General features: G+C 56.8%; 13 protein-coding genes and 1 pseudogene. 4 read left to right on the top strand and 10 right to left on the bottom strand.

All coding sequences use genetic code 11. The annotated features are described in order from the left end of the window. Positions 1-126 precede the first annotated feature (126 nt). Positions 127-894: pseudogene (locus tag ACYASS_RS00070) on the bottom strand (MCP four helix bundle domain-containing protein); the annotation flags it as partial. Between the two features lie 154 nt (positions 895-1,048). Here ACYASS_RS00070 and ACYASS_RS00065 point away from each other — a divergent pair. Further along, positions 1,049-2,047, top strand: a complete 999-nt coding sequence (locus ACYASS_RS00065; RefSeq protein ID WP_463584560.1) for an AraC family transcriptional regulator — start codon at positions 1,049-1,051, stop codon at positions 2,045-2,047. A 320-nt stretch (positions 2,048-2,367) separates the two neighbouring features. On the opposite strand, the gene ACYASS_RS00060 is transcribed toward ACYASS_RS00065, so the two are convergent. The 9 genes from ACYASS_RS00060 to ACYASS_RS00020 all read right to left on the bottom strand — a co-directional run bounded on the left by ACYASS_RS00060 (position 2,368) and on the right by ACYASS_RS00020 (position 11,520). Then, complete coding sequence (locus tag ACYASS_RS00060; protein WP_463584559.1) at positions 2,368-3,597, bottom strand: OprD family porin; 1,230 nt, start codon at positions 3,595-3,597, stop codon at positions 2,368-2,370. 100 nt (positions 3,598-3,697) lie between these two features. Then, on the bottom strand, positions 3,698-5,011 hold the full coding sequence (locus ACYASS_RS00055; RefSeq protein ID WP_122664451.1) for a dicarboxylate/amino acid:cation symporter: 1,314 nt from the start codon (positions 5,009-5,011) through the stop codon (positions 3,698-3,700). Positions 5,012-5,065: 54 nt separating this feature from the next. Then, a complete protein-coding gene (locus ACYASS_RS00050) occupies positions 5,066-5,929 on the bottom strand; it encodes an amidohydrolase family protein (protein ID WP_463584558.1) in 864 nt (287 codons plus the stop codon). 107 nt (positions 5,930-6,036) lie between these two features. Next, a complete protein-coding gene (locus ACYASS_RS00045; protein ID WP_463584557.1) occupies positions 6,037-6,927 on the bottom strand; it encodes a LysR substrate-binding domain-containing protein in 891 nt (296 codons plus the stop codon). Positions 6,928-6,993: 66 nt separating this feature from the next. Then, on the bottom strand, positions 6,994-8,073 hold the full coding sequence (locus ACYASS_RS00040; RefSeq protein WP_463584556.1) for a 4-oxalomesaconate tautomerase: 1,080 nt from the start codon (positions 8,071-8,073) through the stop codon (positions 6,994-6,996). Between the two features lie 3 nt (positions 8,074-8,076). Next, on the bottom strand, positions 8,077-8,805 hold the full coding sequence (locus tag ACYASS_RS00035; protein ID WP_463584555.1) for a 4-carboxy-4-hydroxy-2-oxoadipate aldolase/oxaloacetate decarboxylase: 729 nt from the start codon (positions 8,803-8,805) through the stop codon (positions 8,077-8,079). Next, complete coding sequence (gene galB, locus ACYASS_RS00030; RefSeq protein ID WP_122664490.1) at positions 8,802-9,539, bottom strand: 4-oxalmesaconate hydratase; 738 nt, start codon at positions 9,537-9,539, stop codon at positions 8,802-8,804. Before galB ends, ACYASS_RS00035 begins: the two co-directional genes overlap by 4 nt. A 206-nt stretch (positions 9,540-9,745) precedes the next feature. Continuing rightward, positions 9,746-10,672, bottom strand: a complete 927-nt coding sequence (locus ACYASS_RS00025; RefSeq protein WP_463584554.1) for a LysR family transcriptional regulator — start codon at positions 10,670-10,672, stop codon at positions 9,746-9,748. A gap of 158 nt (positions 10,673-10,830) precedes the next feature. Next, positions 10,831-11,520, bottom strand: coding sequence for a GntR family transcriptional regulator (locus ACYASS_RS00020; RefSeq protein ID WP_205505096.1), 690 nt, complete (start codon positions 11,518-11,520; stop codon positions 10,831-10,833). Positions 11,521-11,840: 320 nt separating this feature from the next. Here ACYASS_RS00020 and ACYASS_RS00015 point away from each other — a divergent pair, with 320 nt between their 5' ends. The 3 genes from ACYASS_RS00015 (at position 11,841) to ACYASS_RS00005 (ending at position 15,295) form a co-directional block, all read left to right on the top strand. After that, entirely contained in the window at positions 11,841-12,518 is a 678-nt protein-coding gene (locus tag ACYASS_RS00015) for a DUF2848 domain-containing protein (RefSeq protein ID WP_463584553.1), read from the top strand. A gap of 5 nt (positions 12,519-12,523) precedes the next feature. Further along, entirely contained in the window at positions 12,524-13,864 is a 1,341-nt protein-coding gene (locus tag ACYASS_RS00010; protein WP_463584552.1) for an amidase, read from the top strand. A 99-nt stretch (positions 13,865-13,963) separates the two neighbouring features. Continuing rightward, the gene (locus tag ACYASS_RS00005; protein ID WP_463584551.1) at positions 13,964-15,295 is read left to right on the top strand and encodes an MFS transporter; all 1,332 of its coding nucleotides are present in this window, start codon (positions 13,964-13,966) and stop codon (positions 15,293-15,295) included. Positions 15,296-15,582: the final 287 nt, after the last annotated feature.

The following is a 15,582-nucleotide window of genomic DNA, read 5'->3' as shown; positions in this document are numbered from 1 at the left end:
TATTTCGCCGTTCTGGACGTTGAGATCGGCATTACTGTCGCGCATCAATGCGTCCATTTCCTCAGCCGCAGAACCCAACTGGTCAGAAGCCCCGCCCACTTGAGAAAGAGTTGATTGCAAGCTTGCCCTCATGCGCTCCATTGACTGCAACAACATCGCCGCTTCGTCGGTCCCGCTAATGTCTTGCGCCAGGCTGCGCAAGTCGCCAGAAGAGACTTTTTCGGACGCATTCAGAGCCTGGCTGATAGGCCCGGCAATACTGCTGGTCAGGCGCCAGGCTAAAAGAATGGTGGCCAGAACCGCCAGTGCAATTACCCAGTAGATAATGATTTCAGCGTCATCGTAAGCGTCACTCGCACGGTCACTGGCAATCGACTTTTCGTTATCGTTGAAAGCTTCCAGTTCTTTCAGGAGCCTGGTGACCTCCTGGGCGGTAATGGTCATCTCATCCGAGACCAGCCCACGTGCGGCGTCTCGTTGATGCGCTTTCAACAGCTCATACGCGCGGACCGCGCCTGCGCTGTATTGGCGGTAAGACGAGGCGATGCCATCGATCAGGTCGGCTTCGTTTTTCGAGCCTATCAGTGGCCGGTAAGCAGCTATCGCGGCATTGAATACTTCGAGTTGAGATTGCAGGTTTGCGTACGCAGCCTGCAGATGCTGATCATCAGCAGAAACCAGTTTGACCGCATCAATCCGGGTATTGGAGAACGCCAGCGCAATGTCATCTCCCAGCGCAATACCTGGAAGGGAGCTGTTTTCAATCACCAGGCCTTCATTACGCACGGTAGACATTTGATGAAGGCTAAACAGCCCTAGCGCACCGACGATCAATACAATCAATGCAAAACACGCCATGACACGATTGGCTATTTTCAGCGTTCTCAACAACATGTGGGGAGACCTCGTTAATTCATATAAAAACGTGCTGCTTGCTCGCACACCCCATCGGCGTGCAACACAAAACTGAGTAAATGAGTTAAATTTCACTCATTCGAAAAACTTTCATCGTCAAATAAGAAGGGAATTCAATTGACACAGGATAAAAATGCTCAGCCTCTCCCCCACCTTTGCACAAGCGTGTATCGACGCAATTACGCCCTTCGCAAACAGCCGTCGTGATTTACCAAATAAAGCGCCGTCGGGTGGCAATAAAAACATCCCGCTAAACACAATCATGCAACTTCTGGTGCTCGCGCAGCAGCGCGCGGGCAATGAAGACATCGGCTTGCTGGCCTACAACAAAGCACACCCAGGTAATCTGGGGCTTTTAGGTTATGCAATCATGTCCAGCGCAACAGTGCTCGATGCACTCCGTCATATTGTTGAGTACCACGAAACCATCGGTATCGGCTTCTGTATGTTCCTCGATGAGTCGCCTGCCACGATTCGTATTGCGGGTGTTCCTGCTGACGCACAAGCCGCTTGCCTGCCGAGGGCATTCATCGATGCAGTGACGTCAATTACCCTGGGGCTGATCCACTGGCTAGTGCCCGCCACCCGAATAATGCCGTTAGCGGCCGAGTTCACGTATTCGAAGCCCGCGGAGACCGAGCAACTGGAAGCACTCTTCGGCAAAAATATAACGTTCAACGCCCCCGTAAACGCGCTGACGTTTTTACGCACGGATTGCGATTTATCCATACCGACCGGCGATACATCGCTGCAGTCGATTCATGGAAACCACCTTGCCATGCAAAAACAGCAACTGGAAATGAACAGTGCAGTTGCCCAGACCCGGCGCGTTGTATTGCAACATCTTCATCAAGGCAAATCGTTGGCGATGGAAGATGTGCTGAACAGTTTGAACCTCACCCAACGTCAACTTTCGCGTTTCCTGAAAGCCGAGGGCATGTGCTTTCAACGTCTGGTCGACGACGTAAAGCATCAGCACGCCATTCATTTGCTGATCAATACTTCAATGGCGCTCAAAGAAGTTGCTTATCGTTTAGGATTTAAAAATCAAAGTGCATTCAACAAAGCATGTGAACGATGGTTTGGCAAGTCGCCGGGTAACTACCGTATCACCACCAGACCCCCGTGCTGATGTACCTCGTCAAAAGATGAGCCAGTTTAATCGGTTCGATGCAGTTGCGCCGCCCAGGTCAGGTGTTTCCATTTGTCCTGAGGCGCCATGCGCTTATCCCCGGCATACTTTCAGGCGACACGGGTGGTCCAGCAATGCCTGGCCAACTCACGAACCTGATTTCACTTTATCGGTGGAAGTTCGCCCACTGGGTCGTGCCAAAGGATGAACACACACCACAGTCGACGCTTGCAGTCAGGAAGAGGCGGAGATCCGCGCCATCGATGCGCAGATTGGTTGAAGGGTTCAGCCGGCCCGGCACATGGCCGGGCCGGGAGGCATTACAGCGAGTTGAACAGATAGCTCACGATGAACCGGTTTTCATCGATGTCACGTCCGTCATCACTGCGATAAGTGGCGTTTCTCAACCGTACCGACAGACCTTTTAATGTCGTCTGGAAGGCATAAGCGATGTCTATGTCCCGCTCCCACTCTTGCTCGGCACCCTGTTTCTTCAGACCGTCACCTTTGATGTACGCGGTGAAAAAGCTCAGTCCCGGAATACCCAGTGCCGCAAAATCATAGCCATAACGCGCCTGCCAACTGCGTTCACCCGCGCTCCCGAAGTCGTGATATTGGACGTAGTTCGGCAGATAGGGGTTATTGACGTAGGGGAAGCCAGTGGCGCCTTTCATTATCTGATAGGTCGCCATGACGCTATGTCCCGAATCGAAGCTGTAGCCGAAAGCTGCAGAATAGGCTCGGTTATCAACTTCTCCGGTCCTCGCGGCGCCCACCTCGTCGCTGGCAAACGCGCGCAGGTCACTGGTTAATACACCGTCTGCAATTCGGGTCGTGTGGGTAAGGCCGAGAAACTGCTGGCGATAGACGTTTTCAAGTTCGCCATAGTAGTAAGTCGCGGTTAAAGCCGGCGTCAGCTTATAGCTCCCGCCCCCATAGCGAAAAGATTCACCGATCCCGGTAGCGCGGTAACGCCCATCTTTCGGGTTAATGCTGATGTCCTGAAGGTTTGTAGAATCCGGCGTGATGGTTTTCTCGAAACTTGCCAGGTTGACCGTCAAACGGTCGACCTCAGTGGAGGTCAGTTGCCAGCCCTGGAATGTCTGGGGAAACAGTCGGCTGTTGTTGTACTGCAGCACCGGTGTTTTCGGCAGGGACATGCCGTAACGCAAAGATGTGTTAGCTATTTTGAATTTAACCCCACCACCCGCCTTGGCGTATTCCGGCGCCGCCTCGCCTGAGGCTCGCTTGGGTAACAGCCCGCTGCCGCTGCGGTCAGGACTGGAGTCCAGCTGAAAACCGGCGAATGCCAGTACGTCGAGTCCGAAACCAACTGTGCCTTCGGTATAACCGGACTCGGCATTGATCAAGAAACCTTGCGCCCACTCTTCTCTTTTCGACACACCCGCGCCATCGCGAAAGTCGCCGTTGTAGTAGAAGTTACGTGCTTCAAGGCGAATCTTGCTGTCATCGATAAAGCCCTGCGCCCATGCGCTGCTGAAACTCACTAAGCCTGAGCCCAGAAAAATGCCAAAGAGGGTTCGATTCATTTTTATTATTTTCCGGATGCAAGGCGTCGCTGCCCGGTATGAACCGGACAGGACGCAGTTATTGTTAGAGGTGCAGGTGTTGGAGGTACCGCTAAGCGGGTTACGACTTGCTGTTCAATTCCCTGGCCAGCACGTCGCGATCGAGTTCTTTCTCCCAGGCAGATATCACCAGTGCGGCCACGCCGTTACCGATCAGGTTGGTGATGGCCAATCCAGTGCCCATGAAGCGGTGAATACCCAGAATCAGGACCATGCCTGCCACCGGTACCAGCGGCACAACCATCAACGTGCTGGTCAGCATCACGAAGGCTGCACCTGAAACGCCGCTGGCACCTTTGGAGGTCATCATGGCCACCAGAACCAGCGTGAGCTGTTGGGTCAGGGTCAAATCGATATTCAAGGCCTGAGCAATGAACAGCACCGCCATGGTCAGATAAATGTTGGTGCCATCAAGGTTGAAGGAATATCCGGTCGGAATGACCAGCCCGACAACATGCTTCGAGCAGCCAAGCCGCTGCATCTTCTCCATGATTTGCGGCAGTACCACTTCCGAGGAACTGGTGCCCAGCACAACCAATAGCTCTTCCTTGATGTAGCCCATGAAACGGATGATGCTGAAACCGCAGCCCCGTGCCACCGCCCCCAATACCAGTACGACGAACAGCGCACAGAGTATGTAAAAGCTGCCCACCAGTTTCATCAGCGGTAACAGTGAGCCAACGCCATAAGTGCCCACGGTGAACGCTATGGCGCCAAACGCGCCGATAGCAGAGAGCTTGGCGATGATGTGCACGATACGAAAGAAAACGCCCGACAACCCTTCGATCATGTCGTAAACAGGCTTGCCCTTTTCACCCATGGACGACAGGGCGCAACCGAACAGGATCGACACCAGCAAGATGCACAGCACGTTCCCTTCCGAGAAAGCCTGGGCGAATGTCGAGGGGATGATGCCCATCAGGAAGTCCACCATGTGCATATGCTGGGCTTTTTCGGCGTAACCGGTGACCGCAGATGCATCCAGGCTATTCACGTCGACGTTGAACCCGCCGCCTGCGTTGAACAGATGCCCGCCAATCAGGCCAATGATCAGCGACACAGTGGAAATCACTTCGAAGTAAAGCAGCGCTTTCCCCCCTACCCGCCCTACCTTCTTCAAGTCACGCATGCCCGCAATACCGCTGACAACAGTGCAGAACACCACCGGCCCGATGATCATCTTGATCAGCTTGATGAATGCGTCGCCCAGTGGCTTCAGGTCGGCGGCAAATGTCGGCCAGTAATGGCCGACAGCAATACCGGCGACGATGCCTATCAGTACCTGAAAGTACATCGCCTTGTAGAACGGTTGCTTGGCCTTCACACCTTGCGCGGGAGGCGACTGTGCTTCAGCAGATGTCGGATGCGGGGTCATGATCTGGACTCTTGTCTGTCTTATTGTTGGAAGGCGTTGCGTGATACGAGCTAATCAACGTCCGTAGAGCTTGAGAGGGTTTTCAACCAGTAACTTGTGACGCACAGAGGCGTCCGGGCAGAACTGGAACATCAAGTCCACGAGCCCGCCATCGTTAGGCATGTCCTTGGTTATATTCGGGTGCGGCCAGTCAGTGCCCCACAGAACACGCCCTGGCGCGGCCTGAATCAGTTGTTGCGCGAAGGGAACAGCGTCGTCGAATGGCCGACGCCCTGCCGACACACGCTCCGCTCCGCACACTTTGACCCATGCCAATGGATTTTCCATCAACCCCAGCAGGGCTTCGAATGCCGGTTGCCGAAGGCCGTCCTGGGCTTTGACCCGTCCCATGTGGTCAATGATGAAGGGCACGGGTATGCGTGCCAGCCGCTCTGCATACGTCACGATGTCCTGCGCATCCAGATGCAGCACCACATGCCAACCGAGATCAGCCAGGCGGTCGACGGTCTGATCGAACACGTCGAGATCCGGTGCACCGCCCAGATGAGCAACGAAATTGAACCGAACCCCACGCACGCCGCCCTCATCGAGCTCTGCGAGTTGTTCATCGGTTTCGCTGCCATCAACAATCGCAACACCGCGATACCGCCCTTCTGCCCGAGCAATGGTGTCGAGCATGGCGCGGTTATCACTGCCGTGGCAGCTGGCCTGCACAATCACACCGCGACTGAAGCCCAGATAGTGATGCAGCGCGCGCAGATTTTCATAAGGTGCATCTGGGGGCGTATAGCTTCTGTCATCGGCGTAGGGGAATTGGTCGGCAGGACCGAACACATGGCAGTGAGCATCCCATGCGCCCTCAGGTAGGGCATGTCGAGGGCGCGTTGGATGGGCGTCCGGAGCAAGGCAACTTTTCATCTCGTGTCCTTTTATTGGTGTTAGTGGAATCGATGCCTGATGGTGGCGTTGTCGATTCCCTACAACAACAGGACCTGTTTTCTAGCAGCTATGCACATTTCGCATAGCTAATCCTCAGGGATGCAAATTTCATGAACCAGCGCCAATGCCTGCTCCGCGAGGCGCGAAAGCGGCCGCTGTTCGGCGGTGGCCACAAACAGGTGCGTTTGAATGACAGGATCGATGATTTGTGCGGCCTTGAGTCCCTCGAACGAATCATCGCGTCTGGTCAGCGCCGACTGGAAAAGCACACCGTAGCCCATGCCAAGACGTATCAGCTCCAGTACTGAAGGGATGCTGTCTATTTCCAGACGGACATCGATGGCGACCGAATGACGAGCCGCTTCGGACTCGATCAGGCGCCGTATTGAATGGGGTTCGCTGGGTGTGATCAACGGGTAACGGCCAAGATCGAGCATGGAGACTTCGGCGGGAAGCTCCGAGTCGGCACTGCCGATCAACATGAGTGGCTCGGCACGCACATGCTGGTAGTTCAACTGCCCGCTCTGGCCGGGATTGAACAGCAACGCGAAGTCCAGGCGACCCAGCAGCAGCCATTCGCGCATCGAATGGCTCAGGCCTTCTTTGATTCCCAGCGTGCAGCCTGGGAATCGCTCCTGGAAGGCTGAGACCAATGCGACCGTATGACGTCGGGAGATGCTTGGCGGCAAGCCAATGACTACCTTGCCGGAAAGCGTGCCACGTTGCTCTCGCAACTCTTCACGCGCGACCTGTATTTGCCGCAGAATGCCCTTGCCGTGGCTGAATAAGCGCTGCCCTGATGCCGTCAGTTGCACGCTGCGGCCATTGCGTAAAAGAAGATGTTCCTGCAACTCGACTTCGAGCTGACGCACTTGCCGACTGACTGCCGACTGCGAGAGATTCAATACTGCGGCGGCACGGGTGAAGCTGCCAAACTCGGCCACCCGGACAAAACATTCCAGTTGCTTAAGATCCATAAGGAACGCCAGAGCAAAACACCACTTTAACGTGTGTTCGCTCTGGCGGCTAACCACGAGGGAAGATCAACTGCTTGCAACGGCCAGCTCCGGGATCAGCACATGACCGTCGAACAACAGGCGCGCCGTGCGTAACAAGCCGCATCCGGCGATCTCACCCTTGTCGCGGCGTATCTCGACGGTGAACTCCCCAGTGGGATGCTCTACCGACAGCGCGAGATTGTCGCCCGGTGGAACATTGGCCAGGCCTTCCGTGACAGCACCTGGAACCAGGCACGCACTGGCTACGCTCACCGCGCCGAAGACACCAATTGCGGTATGGCAGGTATGAGGAATAAAAGTCCGGCTGCTGATTGATCCGCCCTTGGTCGGTGACGACACAATGCCCATTTTGGGCACTGTGCGAGCGCTGACGTCCCCCAATTTCATTAGCGTTCCCGCCTGCAAGCGAATCGACTCCAGTTGCGCCTTCAAAGCTTCATTGGCGTTAAGCTCGGCTGGGCTTTCCTGGCCATTCAGCCCCAGATCGGCGGCTCGTAACAGCACAACGGGCATACCGTTATCGATGCAGGTGACCTCGATGCCGTTGAAACTGTCACGGGCATTACCTGTAGGCAATAAAGCGCCACAACTTGATCCGGCGATGTCATCAAAACGGACAACCACCGCCGCAGCAGTACCGGGTACTCCGTCAATCCGTGCTTCACCGTCGTAACGCACTTGCCCGTTAGCGGTCTGCACCAGCGCAGTTGCGGTCTGACCGGTGTTCTCCATGTAGATCCGGACCGGGGTCTGCCCGTCCACGATCGGTAACAGGCCACGCTCCAGGGCAAAAGGTCCGACGCCAGCGAGGATATTGCCGCAGTTCTGGCCGTAATCCACGCGTGGTTCGTTGACCACAACCTGAGCAAACAGGTAATCCACATCAACCCCGGGACGTGATGAGGGACGGATGATTGCGACTTTGCTGGTCAGCGAATCTGCACCACCAATACCGTCGATTTGTCTTGGGTCCGGCGATCCCATGGCAGCCAGCAACAATGCATCACGCCGAACCGCGTCGGATGGCAGATCGTCAGCAAGGAAATAGGCGCCTTTGGAGGTGCCCCCGCGCATCATCAAACAGGGAATACGGTTTTGCACCATTGCTCAGGTCCCCGTTTGATCGCGAATCGCCTGGTCGAGGCTGTCGTAATACTTGAGTCCTTTTTCAGTCAGACGTGGACGCATGTTGTAGATATCCAGCCCCAGCTCGCCCGCCGCAAGACGCAGGCGTTTCTGCTCTTCAAGATCGGCACGCTGGCGGCTCGCGTCTATCACTTGCGCCAACTCATCGCGCCGCACAATGACCACTCCGTCATCATCTGCCAGCACCACGTCACCCGGGTTGATCAATTGCCCCGCGCAAACAATCGGAATATTGACCGAACCAAGGGTTTCCTTGACGGTGCCTTGAGCATGGACTGCCCTCGACCACACGGCGAAGCCCATCTCACGCAGAGTCTGCGTATCCCGTACGCCTGCATCCAGCACCAGGCCTTTGACGCCGCGAGCCTGCAGCGAAGTGGCCAGCAAGTCGCCAAAGAAACCATCGGAGCATGGCGAAACGGGCGCGACCACCACGATATCGCCAGGCTGACATTGCTCCACCGCGACATGGAACATCCAGTTATCACCGGGGGCTACCAGCACCGTTATGGCGGAACCGCTGATTGCAACGTCGCGCATGACCGGTCGAATTTCAGGCCCCAGCAAGCCTTTACGGCCCTGCGACTCGTGCACCGTGGCAACGCCATACCGAGTCAGTTCAGTGATCAGCGACGCATCGGCACGTTGAATGTTACGCACCACTACGCCGGTCTTGCCGATAAGGCTCATCGCAGATTCTCCGTTACCCGCGGGAAGATGCTCTGATACCCCTCGCCGTACACGATATTTTTGCTGGCGGTGATACCTATGTTGCGCTTGGCCTGCACACCTCGTTGCAGGGCGACGCGGGTGTAGTACTCCCAAAGGTGTTCTTGACCTGCCATGCACTGAATAGCTGCGTATTTTTTGTCCCAGACCTCTGTGATGTTCAGCAGCACGTCGGGACGCCACTCACATTGTTCTGGCTGGTGCGGTTCAAAGCTGTAGACCGGAGGGGCACCGACGATTTGCTCTCCGGGCTTGTAGCCTTCAGCTTGAGCGATGATGCGCGCTTCCTGGGTCAGGTGGATGGCCAGCGGGTGATCGTAGTTGTAGGGATCTTTCAGCGAATGGCTAAGCACAAACTCCGGTTGCACGCGACGGAAAACATCGGCGAGCCGAAACAGCGTGTCCTTGTCGGCCCGCATCGGGTAGTCCCCGATGTCAAAGAACTCCACGGTGGCGCCGAGAATATCGGCCGCCGCCTGAGCCTCTTCACGACGAGCAGCCTTAACCTTCTCTTCGGTCATTTCGGCGCCCTTGCGCCACAACTTGGCCGACTCACCGCGCTCACCGAATGAGAGGCAGACGATATGCACCTCGTAACCCTGAGCAGCATGCAACGCGATGGCACCACCCGCGCGCCAGACGAAATCGGCAGAGTGAGCGCTCACCACGAGAGCGGTTTTTTTTGGAGAAGTCATGTTGCCTGGTCCTTTGTTAGTCATTGTTTGCGCAACCGAGGAATTGATGGTGGCTTCATCAATCCCTCGCAACAACATGACGGACGTTCTAGCAGCTATGCAGGATTTGCATTGCCGGAAGGCTTTTCATGGCTGACAACTTCGATTTGATGTTCCTGAGAGCGGCCGGAACCGGAAGGCTTGTTTCAATAGCCGGGACTTCAGCCCTACCTCGCAGTGCTGAGAATCACCATGTCAGGCCCCATCTCTCTGGCGTATTGCTCAAGCGTGTGACGCGCAATGCTCACCACCTGCTCCGTGAGTTCCAGGCCGACCCCGGCGCGCCAGCAAGCAATGATATCCAGTGCCTGAGGCCGGGCTACGTTTTCAAGGATGAACAGCTTGCCATCGGCCAATTCCTTGCTCACCAACGAGGCCGGCAAGGCGCCGATGCCAAATCCGTCGCAGACCAGCCGGGTCATGGCAGCCACCGAGTTGACACAACTGATCCGCGGATTTTCGACGCCGCCTGCATGCAGCAGATTGAGGATGTCCTGATGCGGACGGGAATTACGGGAATAGGTGATGATCCGCTCACCCGCCAGGTCATCTATGGATGCATAGCTGCGCTGGTAGATGGAGCCTGCCGGAACAATCCACTCAACCGGGAATACGGCCAGATGCTGATTGCGCACTGAATCACTGCGGACCATATCGGTCTGCACGATCAAATCCAGATAGCCTTTCTGTAGCTGGTCGCACAAGTTGAGCGATGTATCGACCGTAAGCTCGATTTCAACCGCCGGGTAGCATTCCATGAGGGTCGATATGAACGGGCTCAGCCACGTGTGAATGACCGTATCCATGATGCCGATACGCAGGCATCCTTTCAGATCGCTGGTCGCGCTGATCGATTGCTGGAGCGCGTGCAGGGTGTCGATCATTTGCTCGGCATAATCGAGCACCCGCTCGCCCTCGGGCGTCAGGGACACGCGTTTGGAGTCACGCAGGAACAACTTGGCTCCGAGTTCTTCCTCCAGCGCGGCAATCCGGTTGGAAATGGAAGCTTGGGTGCTGAACATTTTTTCGGCGGTCAGGCGAAAGCTTTTCAGCCGTGCGACCCATACAAAGGTTTCCAGAAACTTCATGTTCATGCACAACAGCCCGTACAGAAAATAGTTGATCTACCCACGCAAACGGCGTCAGTACGCCGGATCCACACGCAAGTTGCACGCCAGAGTTTTCAATGCACGGGATGTGGGGACAGATCGGCGCACACGCTGTACACGCGTCGGTCAGTTATGCGGACCTGTCAGAGGGTGCGCATGATGGCTCGGCGGAAGTCGTCGATATGATGGTGGATGGCCTTAATGGCCGCTTCACTGTCGCGGTTCTGCATCGCAGTCAGAATCTGCATGTGCTCGTCGTAGATACGTTCACTGTGATGCATTTCAGACAGCGTCAAAAACCAGAAGCGCGCCTGCTTCTCATGCAACGTGCGCAGCAGTTCGGCCAACACCCGATTGCGCGCAGCGGCAGATATCGCCAGATGAAACTGCAGGTCGACTTCCATCAGGCCCTTTACATCGCGGCGCTCCAGCAGTGGCTGGGTACGCCCGATAATTTCGCGCATGCGCGTGAAGTCTTCTTCCTGAGCGCGTTCGACAGCCAGTCTCACGCACAACTCTTCGTTGGTCCTGCGCACTTCGATCATGTCGAGGATGTCGTTAAGCGAAATCGGCGTCACCATCACGCCCTTGCGCGGCAGGATGGTTACCATGCCTTCCATTTCCAGGCGGTGCAGCGCCTGATGCACCGGGGTACGGCCCAGCCCCAGCAACTGGGTCAGTTGCGCCTCATTGATAGCCTCGCCCGGCCGCAAGTGGCAGGAAATGATCCGTTGCTTGATCTGTACATACGCCAGTTCGCGCAGACTGGCCCCACTTTTGGCGGGTGATTTGCCAACTTCGTCGGCGTTCGGCAGGTCAGTTGAATCAAGCAATCGGTTAATCCTCAAGGCGTCGCTGATATATCACTGTATTTCATATCGGCTGGATTGTCGCTTTCTACGCCGCTGGCAGCCGGTAACAAAACGCGCCATTAGTGAGCGCTAATCGCCCAAATGTGGTGCGCCATGGGTAACAGGTAACGCTCCCTGTTGCCTCACGAAAGCGCTGAAAATTTCACAACCTGTTGATAAAAATCATTTTATTTGAATAGGAAAGCGAGCTGGCATATCAATTGCGTATTGATAAACCTGTGATATATCAGTGTAACTTCACGACGCACTGATGTTCTTCCTACTCAAACGAGGGCACCGCTTTGACTCAGCTAAATCTTCAGGTCGCTAACCATGGCGAAGTTGTTGTAGACATCGATCACTTGATCATCGCCGGTTGGGCCGGTCGCAACAGTGCCGCAGTGGAACACCATATTGCCGAGCTGGAAGCCCTTGGGGTTCGCCGCCCGACACAGATTCCTTGCTTCTATCGTGTCGCCGCCAGCCTGCTAAACCCATCTGAAACCATTCAGGTGCCAGGGAAAGATTCCTCCGGCGAAACCGAGTTCGTGCTCATCCCCAGCAGCCTTGGCCTGCTGGTCGGGTTGGGCTCGGACCACACAGACCGCAAGGTTGAGGCTTTCGACGTCACCGTTTCCAAGCAAATGTGTGACAAGCCGATTGCCGCTACTGCGTGGCTTTTCGATGAAGTCCAGGGGCATTGGGATCAACTGATCATGCGCACCTGGCGTACTCGCGACGGTGCTCGCACGCTCTATCAGGAAGGTCCGGTCACCAGCCTGCTGGCCCCGGCAACCCTGCTGGCCAAACTCAATGACAGCGCGCGCCTTGAGCCAGGCACCGCAATGTTCTGCGGTACTCAACCCGTGATTGGTGAATTGGGCTACGGCGAAACCTTCGAAATGGAGTTGTTCGACCCTGTACTTAACCGCAGCCTGCGCCATGCCTACAGCGTGGAACCTTTGCCAGTCGCGGAGTGATATCAATGAAGCCAATCAAAGAGCTTGCTGAAGATCTCGCCAGTGGCGCCACGACCAGTCAGGCGCTGGTCGCGGCTGCGCTGGAACGTATCAATGCGCACCGCGCGCAAGGCGGTAGTGCCTATATAACGGTGGATGCTGACAGTGCCATGCAAGCCGCGCAGGCCAGTGACCTCGCCCGCGCCGCAGGCTATGTGCCCTCCCCGTTGGCTGGCCTGCCGGTTTCGATCAAGGATTTGTTCGACGTGACCGGCCAGGTCACAGCCGCGGGTTCCAAAGTGTTGGCCGGTAGTGCCCCGGCTACCGCCGACGCGCCGGTCGTCGCTCGCTTGAAAGCTGCCGGTGCGATTCTGCTGGGTCGCACCAACATGAGCGAGTTCGCGTTCTCCGGTTTGGGGCTGAACCCGCATCACGGCTCACCTGTCAGCCCTGTCGCTGCCGGGCGCATCGCCGGCGGATCGAGTTCCGGCGCAGCGGTCAGCGTCGCCGAAGGCATGGCAGTGGCCGGGCTGGGTACTGACACCGGTGGATCGCTTCGCATCCCTGCGGCGTTCTGCTCACTGGTAGGGTTCAAGCCCACCGCCAGCCGTGTCTCTGCCCAAGGGGCATTCCCGCTGGCAACGAGCCTGGACTCGATTGGCGCGCTGACCGCCAATGTCGACGACAGTATTTTGCTCGACAGCGTCCTGTCAGGCGAAAGCCTTGATACTCGCCCTGCCTCACTGCAAGGGCTGCGTCTGGCCGTCACCCGTGATTTCGTCATGGACAATGTCGATGCAACCGTCGCCGCTGCGTTTGAACGCAGCCTGCAACGCCTGAGTGACGCCGGTGCCTCGATTCGCTGGTTCGACTTTTCCGAATTGCACGAACTGCCGAATATCAACGCTGCGGGTGGACTGACGGCCGCTGAAGCCTGGTACCTGCATCAGGGCTGGCTCACCGGTGAGCACGCTACGGACTACGACCCACGCGTGGCACAGCGCATTCGTCGCGGCGAGGCGTTGAGCGCCGCCGATTACCTGCACCTGCTGTCCCAGCGTCAGAAGATGATCGCACTGGCCAGCCAGAAGCTGGCGGATGCCGATGCATGGCTGATGCCCAGTGTTGCGGTGGTACCTCCGGAACTGGCGCCACTGGAGCAGGACGATGCTCATTTCTTCGCCACTAACGGCCTGGTTCTGCGCAACACCAGCGTGATCAATTTTCTCGACGGGTGCGCATTGGGTCTGCCGTGTCATAAAACGGGTGAATTACCGGTGGGGTTGTCGATTGCCGGGCTGAACGGCCAGGACGCCCGTGTATTGCAAATCGCGCGCAGTGTCGAAGCCCTGTTGCGCGCCCGTTAAACGTAAGCGTGATTGTCGTTGCGCTCGTGGCCGATACCACGCGCGAACCGGTATGGCGGCCTCTGAAGGCCGCCAGCTCTTGATCGATGGAGATGCAACATGAACCACAATCCCGCCCTGCCCGCCAGCTCAGCTGAAGGTGCCTCTGAAAAGGCCGCGACCGCTGCAACCTACCGCAAGATTGCCTGGCGCTTGCTTCCGTTTCTGGTGTTTCTGTTTGTGCTGGCCTGGATCGATCGGGTCAACGTCGGCTTCGCCAAGCTGGCCATGCTCGATGACCTGGGCTTCAGCGAGGCCGTCTACGGGCTTGGAGCCGGTATCTTTTTCATCGGCTACTTCCTGTTTGAGGTGCCCAGCAACCTCTTGCTGGAAAAGATCGGTGCACGTCGCACCCTGGCCCGGATCACGATCCTGTGGGGCCTGACGTCGATGGCGATGGCCTACGTCTCCAGTCCGATGTCGTTTTACATTTTGCGCTTCTTGCTGGGTGTGTTCGAAGCCGGGTTCTTTCCTGGCGTGGTGCTGTACCTGACTTACTGGTTCCCTGCCGCACAACGGGCACGCATCAACGGGATGTTCATGACCTCGTTCGCGATCGCCGGTGTCGTCGGTGGGCCGCTTGCCGGTTTTATCATGAGCCGCATGGTGGGTGTCGGTAGCCTGGCGAACTGGCAGTGGCTGTTCATCCTCGAAGGCATACCTTCGGTGATCGCGGGCTTCGCCGTGCTGCGTTATTTGCCGGAAAAACCCGTCAACGCCAAATGGCTGAGCCCTGCTGAACAGCAAATGGTCAGCGCGGTAATTGCCCGCGAAGATGCGGAGCCGGAGAAACATAGCGACCTGAAAGCCCTGATCCGCAATCCCAAGGTCTGGCTGTGTACGCTGGTGTATTTCTGCATCGTTTCGGGTAACGCCACCATTGCCTTCTGGACGCCTTCGGTGATTAAGTCACTGGGCGTCAACGACACCATGAGCATCGGCTTGCTGGCGGCGATTCCCTTTATCGTCGGCACCCTGGCCATGCTGTGGAACGGTCATCACTCGGACAAAACCGCCGAGCGTCGCATTCATTGCGCCACTGCCGCCTTGCTGGCAGGTCTGGGTTTGATCGCCACCGGTCTTTGCCTGGGCAATGCGACCATGGCCCTGATTGCGTTGACCATTGCAGCAGCCGGCATCCTTGCTGCGTTTCCTGTGTTCTGGTCGATCCCAGGCGCGTTCCTCGCCGGTACCGCAGCGGCTGGCGGCATTGCACTGATCAACTGCATCGGTAACCTGGCAGGCTTCATCGCGCCTTACATGATCGGCTGGCTGCGCACACTGACTGGCAGCCTGGCAGCAGGTCTGTACTTCGTTGCTGCGCTGGAAATCCTTGCTGCTGTACTGGTGTTCTGCCTGTTCAAGGATGTGAAAGTCAGCCGTACGAAATGAGTTGTCTGATTAATTGATAAAGATCGGGGCATTGCGCTGTGTAATGCCCCGATCTTTATTCCCCTCCCGTAAGCACACCCACCTGTCTTCTTTAAAAGCGCACGCGCGCCGACTACCGCCGCAGTCGTCATGACCTTCTTGTGCGCCTGTCTCTCTGACTTGAAATGCTTTTTTACCTGCAGGAGCGGGGGGGGGGCCGCGTGGGTGAGTTAGTTCGCGGATGTCAGATCTGTGGTATCCACACGCGGGGCCCGCCCGCCCGCCACCCCCCCCAACAAAAAACAAGC

This window comes from Pseudomonas sp. HP_14 (assembly GCF_055283875.1).
The sequence above is the reverse complement of the archived record's forward strand: the minus strand, read 5'-3'. Positions and strand labels throughout refer to the sequence as shown.

Excerpts from the sequence above, each read along its gene's own strand:
- ACYASS_RS00065 (WP_463584560.1), top strand. The coding sequence starts at position 1,049 with ATGCTCAGCCTCTCCCCCACCTTTGCACAAGCGTGTATCGACGCAATT.
- ACYASS_RS00060 (WP_463584559.1), bottom strand. The coding sequence starts at position 3,597 with ATGAATCGAACCCTCTTTGGCATTTTTCTGGGCTCAGGCTTAGTGAGT.
- ACYASS_RS00055 (WP_122664451.1), bottom strand. The coding sequence starts at position 5,011 with ATGACCCCGCATCCGACATCTGCTGAAGCACAGTCGCCTCCCGCGCAA.
- ACYASS_RS00050 (WP_463584558.1), bottom strand. The coding sequence starts at position 5,929 with ATGAAAAGTTGCCTTGCTCCGGACGCCCATCCAACGCGCCCTCGACAT.
- ACYASS_RS00045 (WP_463584557.1), bottom strand. The coding sequence starts at position 6,927 with ATGGATCTTAAGCAACTGGAATGTTTTGTCCGGGTGGCCGAGTTTGGC.
- ACYASS_RS00040 (WP_463584556.1), bottom strand. The coding sequence starts at position 8,073 with ATGGTGCAAAACCGTATTCCCTGTTTGATGATGCGCGGGGGCACCTCC.
- ACYASS_RS00035 (WP_463584555.1), bottom strand. The coding sequence starts at position 8,805 with ATGAGCCTTATCGGCAAGACCGGCGTAGTGGTGCGTAACATTCAACGT.
- galB (WP_122664490.1), bottom strand. The coding sequence starts at position 9,539 with ATGACTTCTCCAAAAAAAACCGCTCTCGTGGTGAGCGCTCACTCTGCC.
- ACYASS_RS00025 (WP_463584554.1), bottom strand. The coding sequence starts at position 10,672 with ATGAACATGAAGTTTCTGGAAACCTTTGTATGGGTCGCACGGCTGAAA.
- ACYASS_RS00010 (WP_463584552.1), top strand. The coding sequence starts at position 12,524 with ATGAAGCCAATCAAAGAGCTTGCTGAAGATCTCGCCAGTGGCGCCACG.
- ACYASS_RS00005 (WP_463584551.1), top strand. The coding sequence starts at position 13,964 with ATGAACCACAATCCCGCCCTGCCCGCCAGCTCAGCTGAAGGTGCCTCT.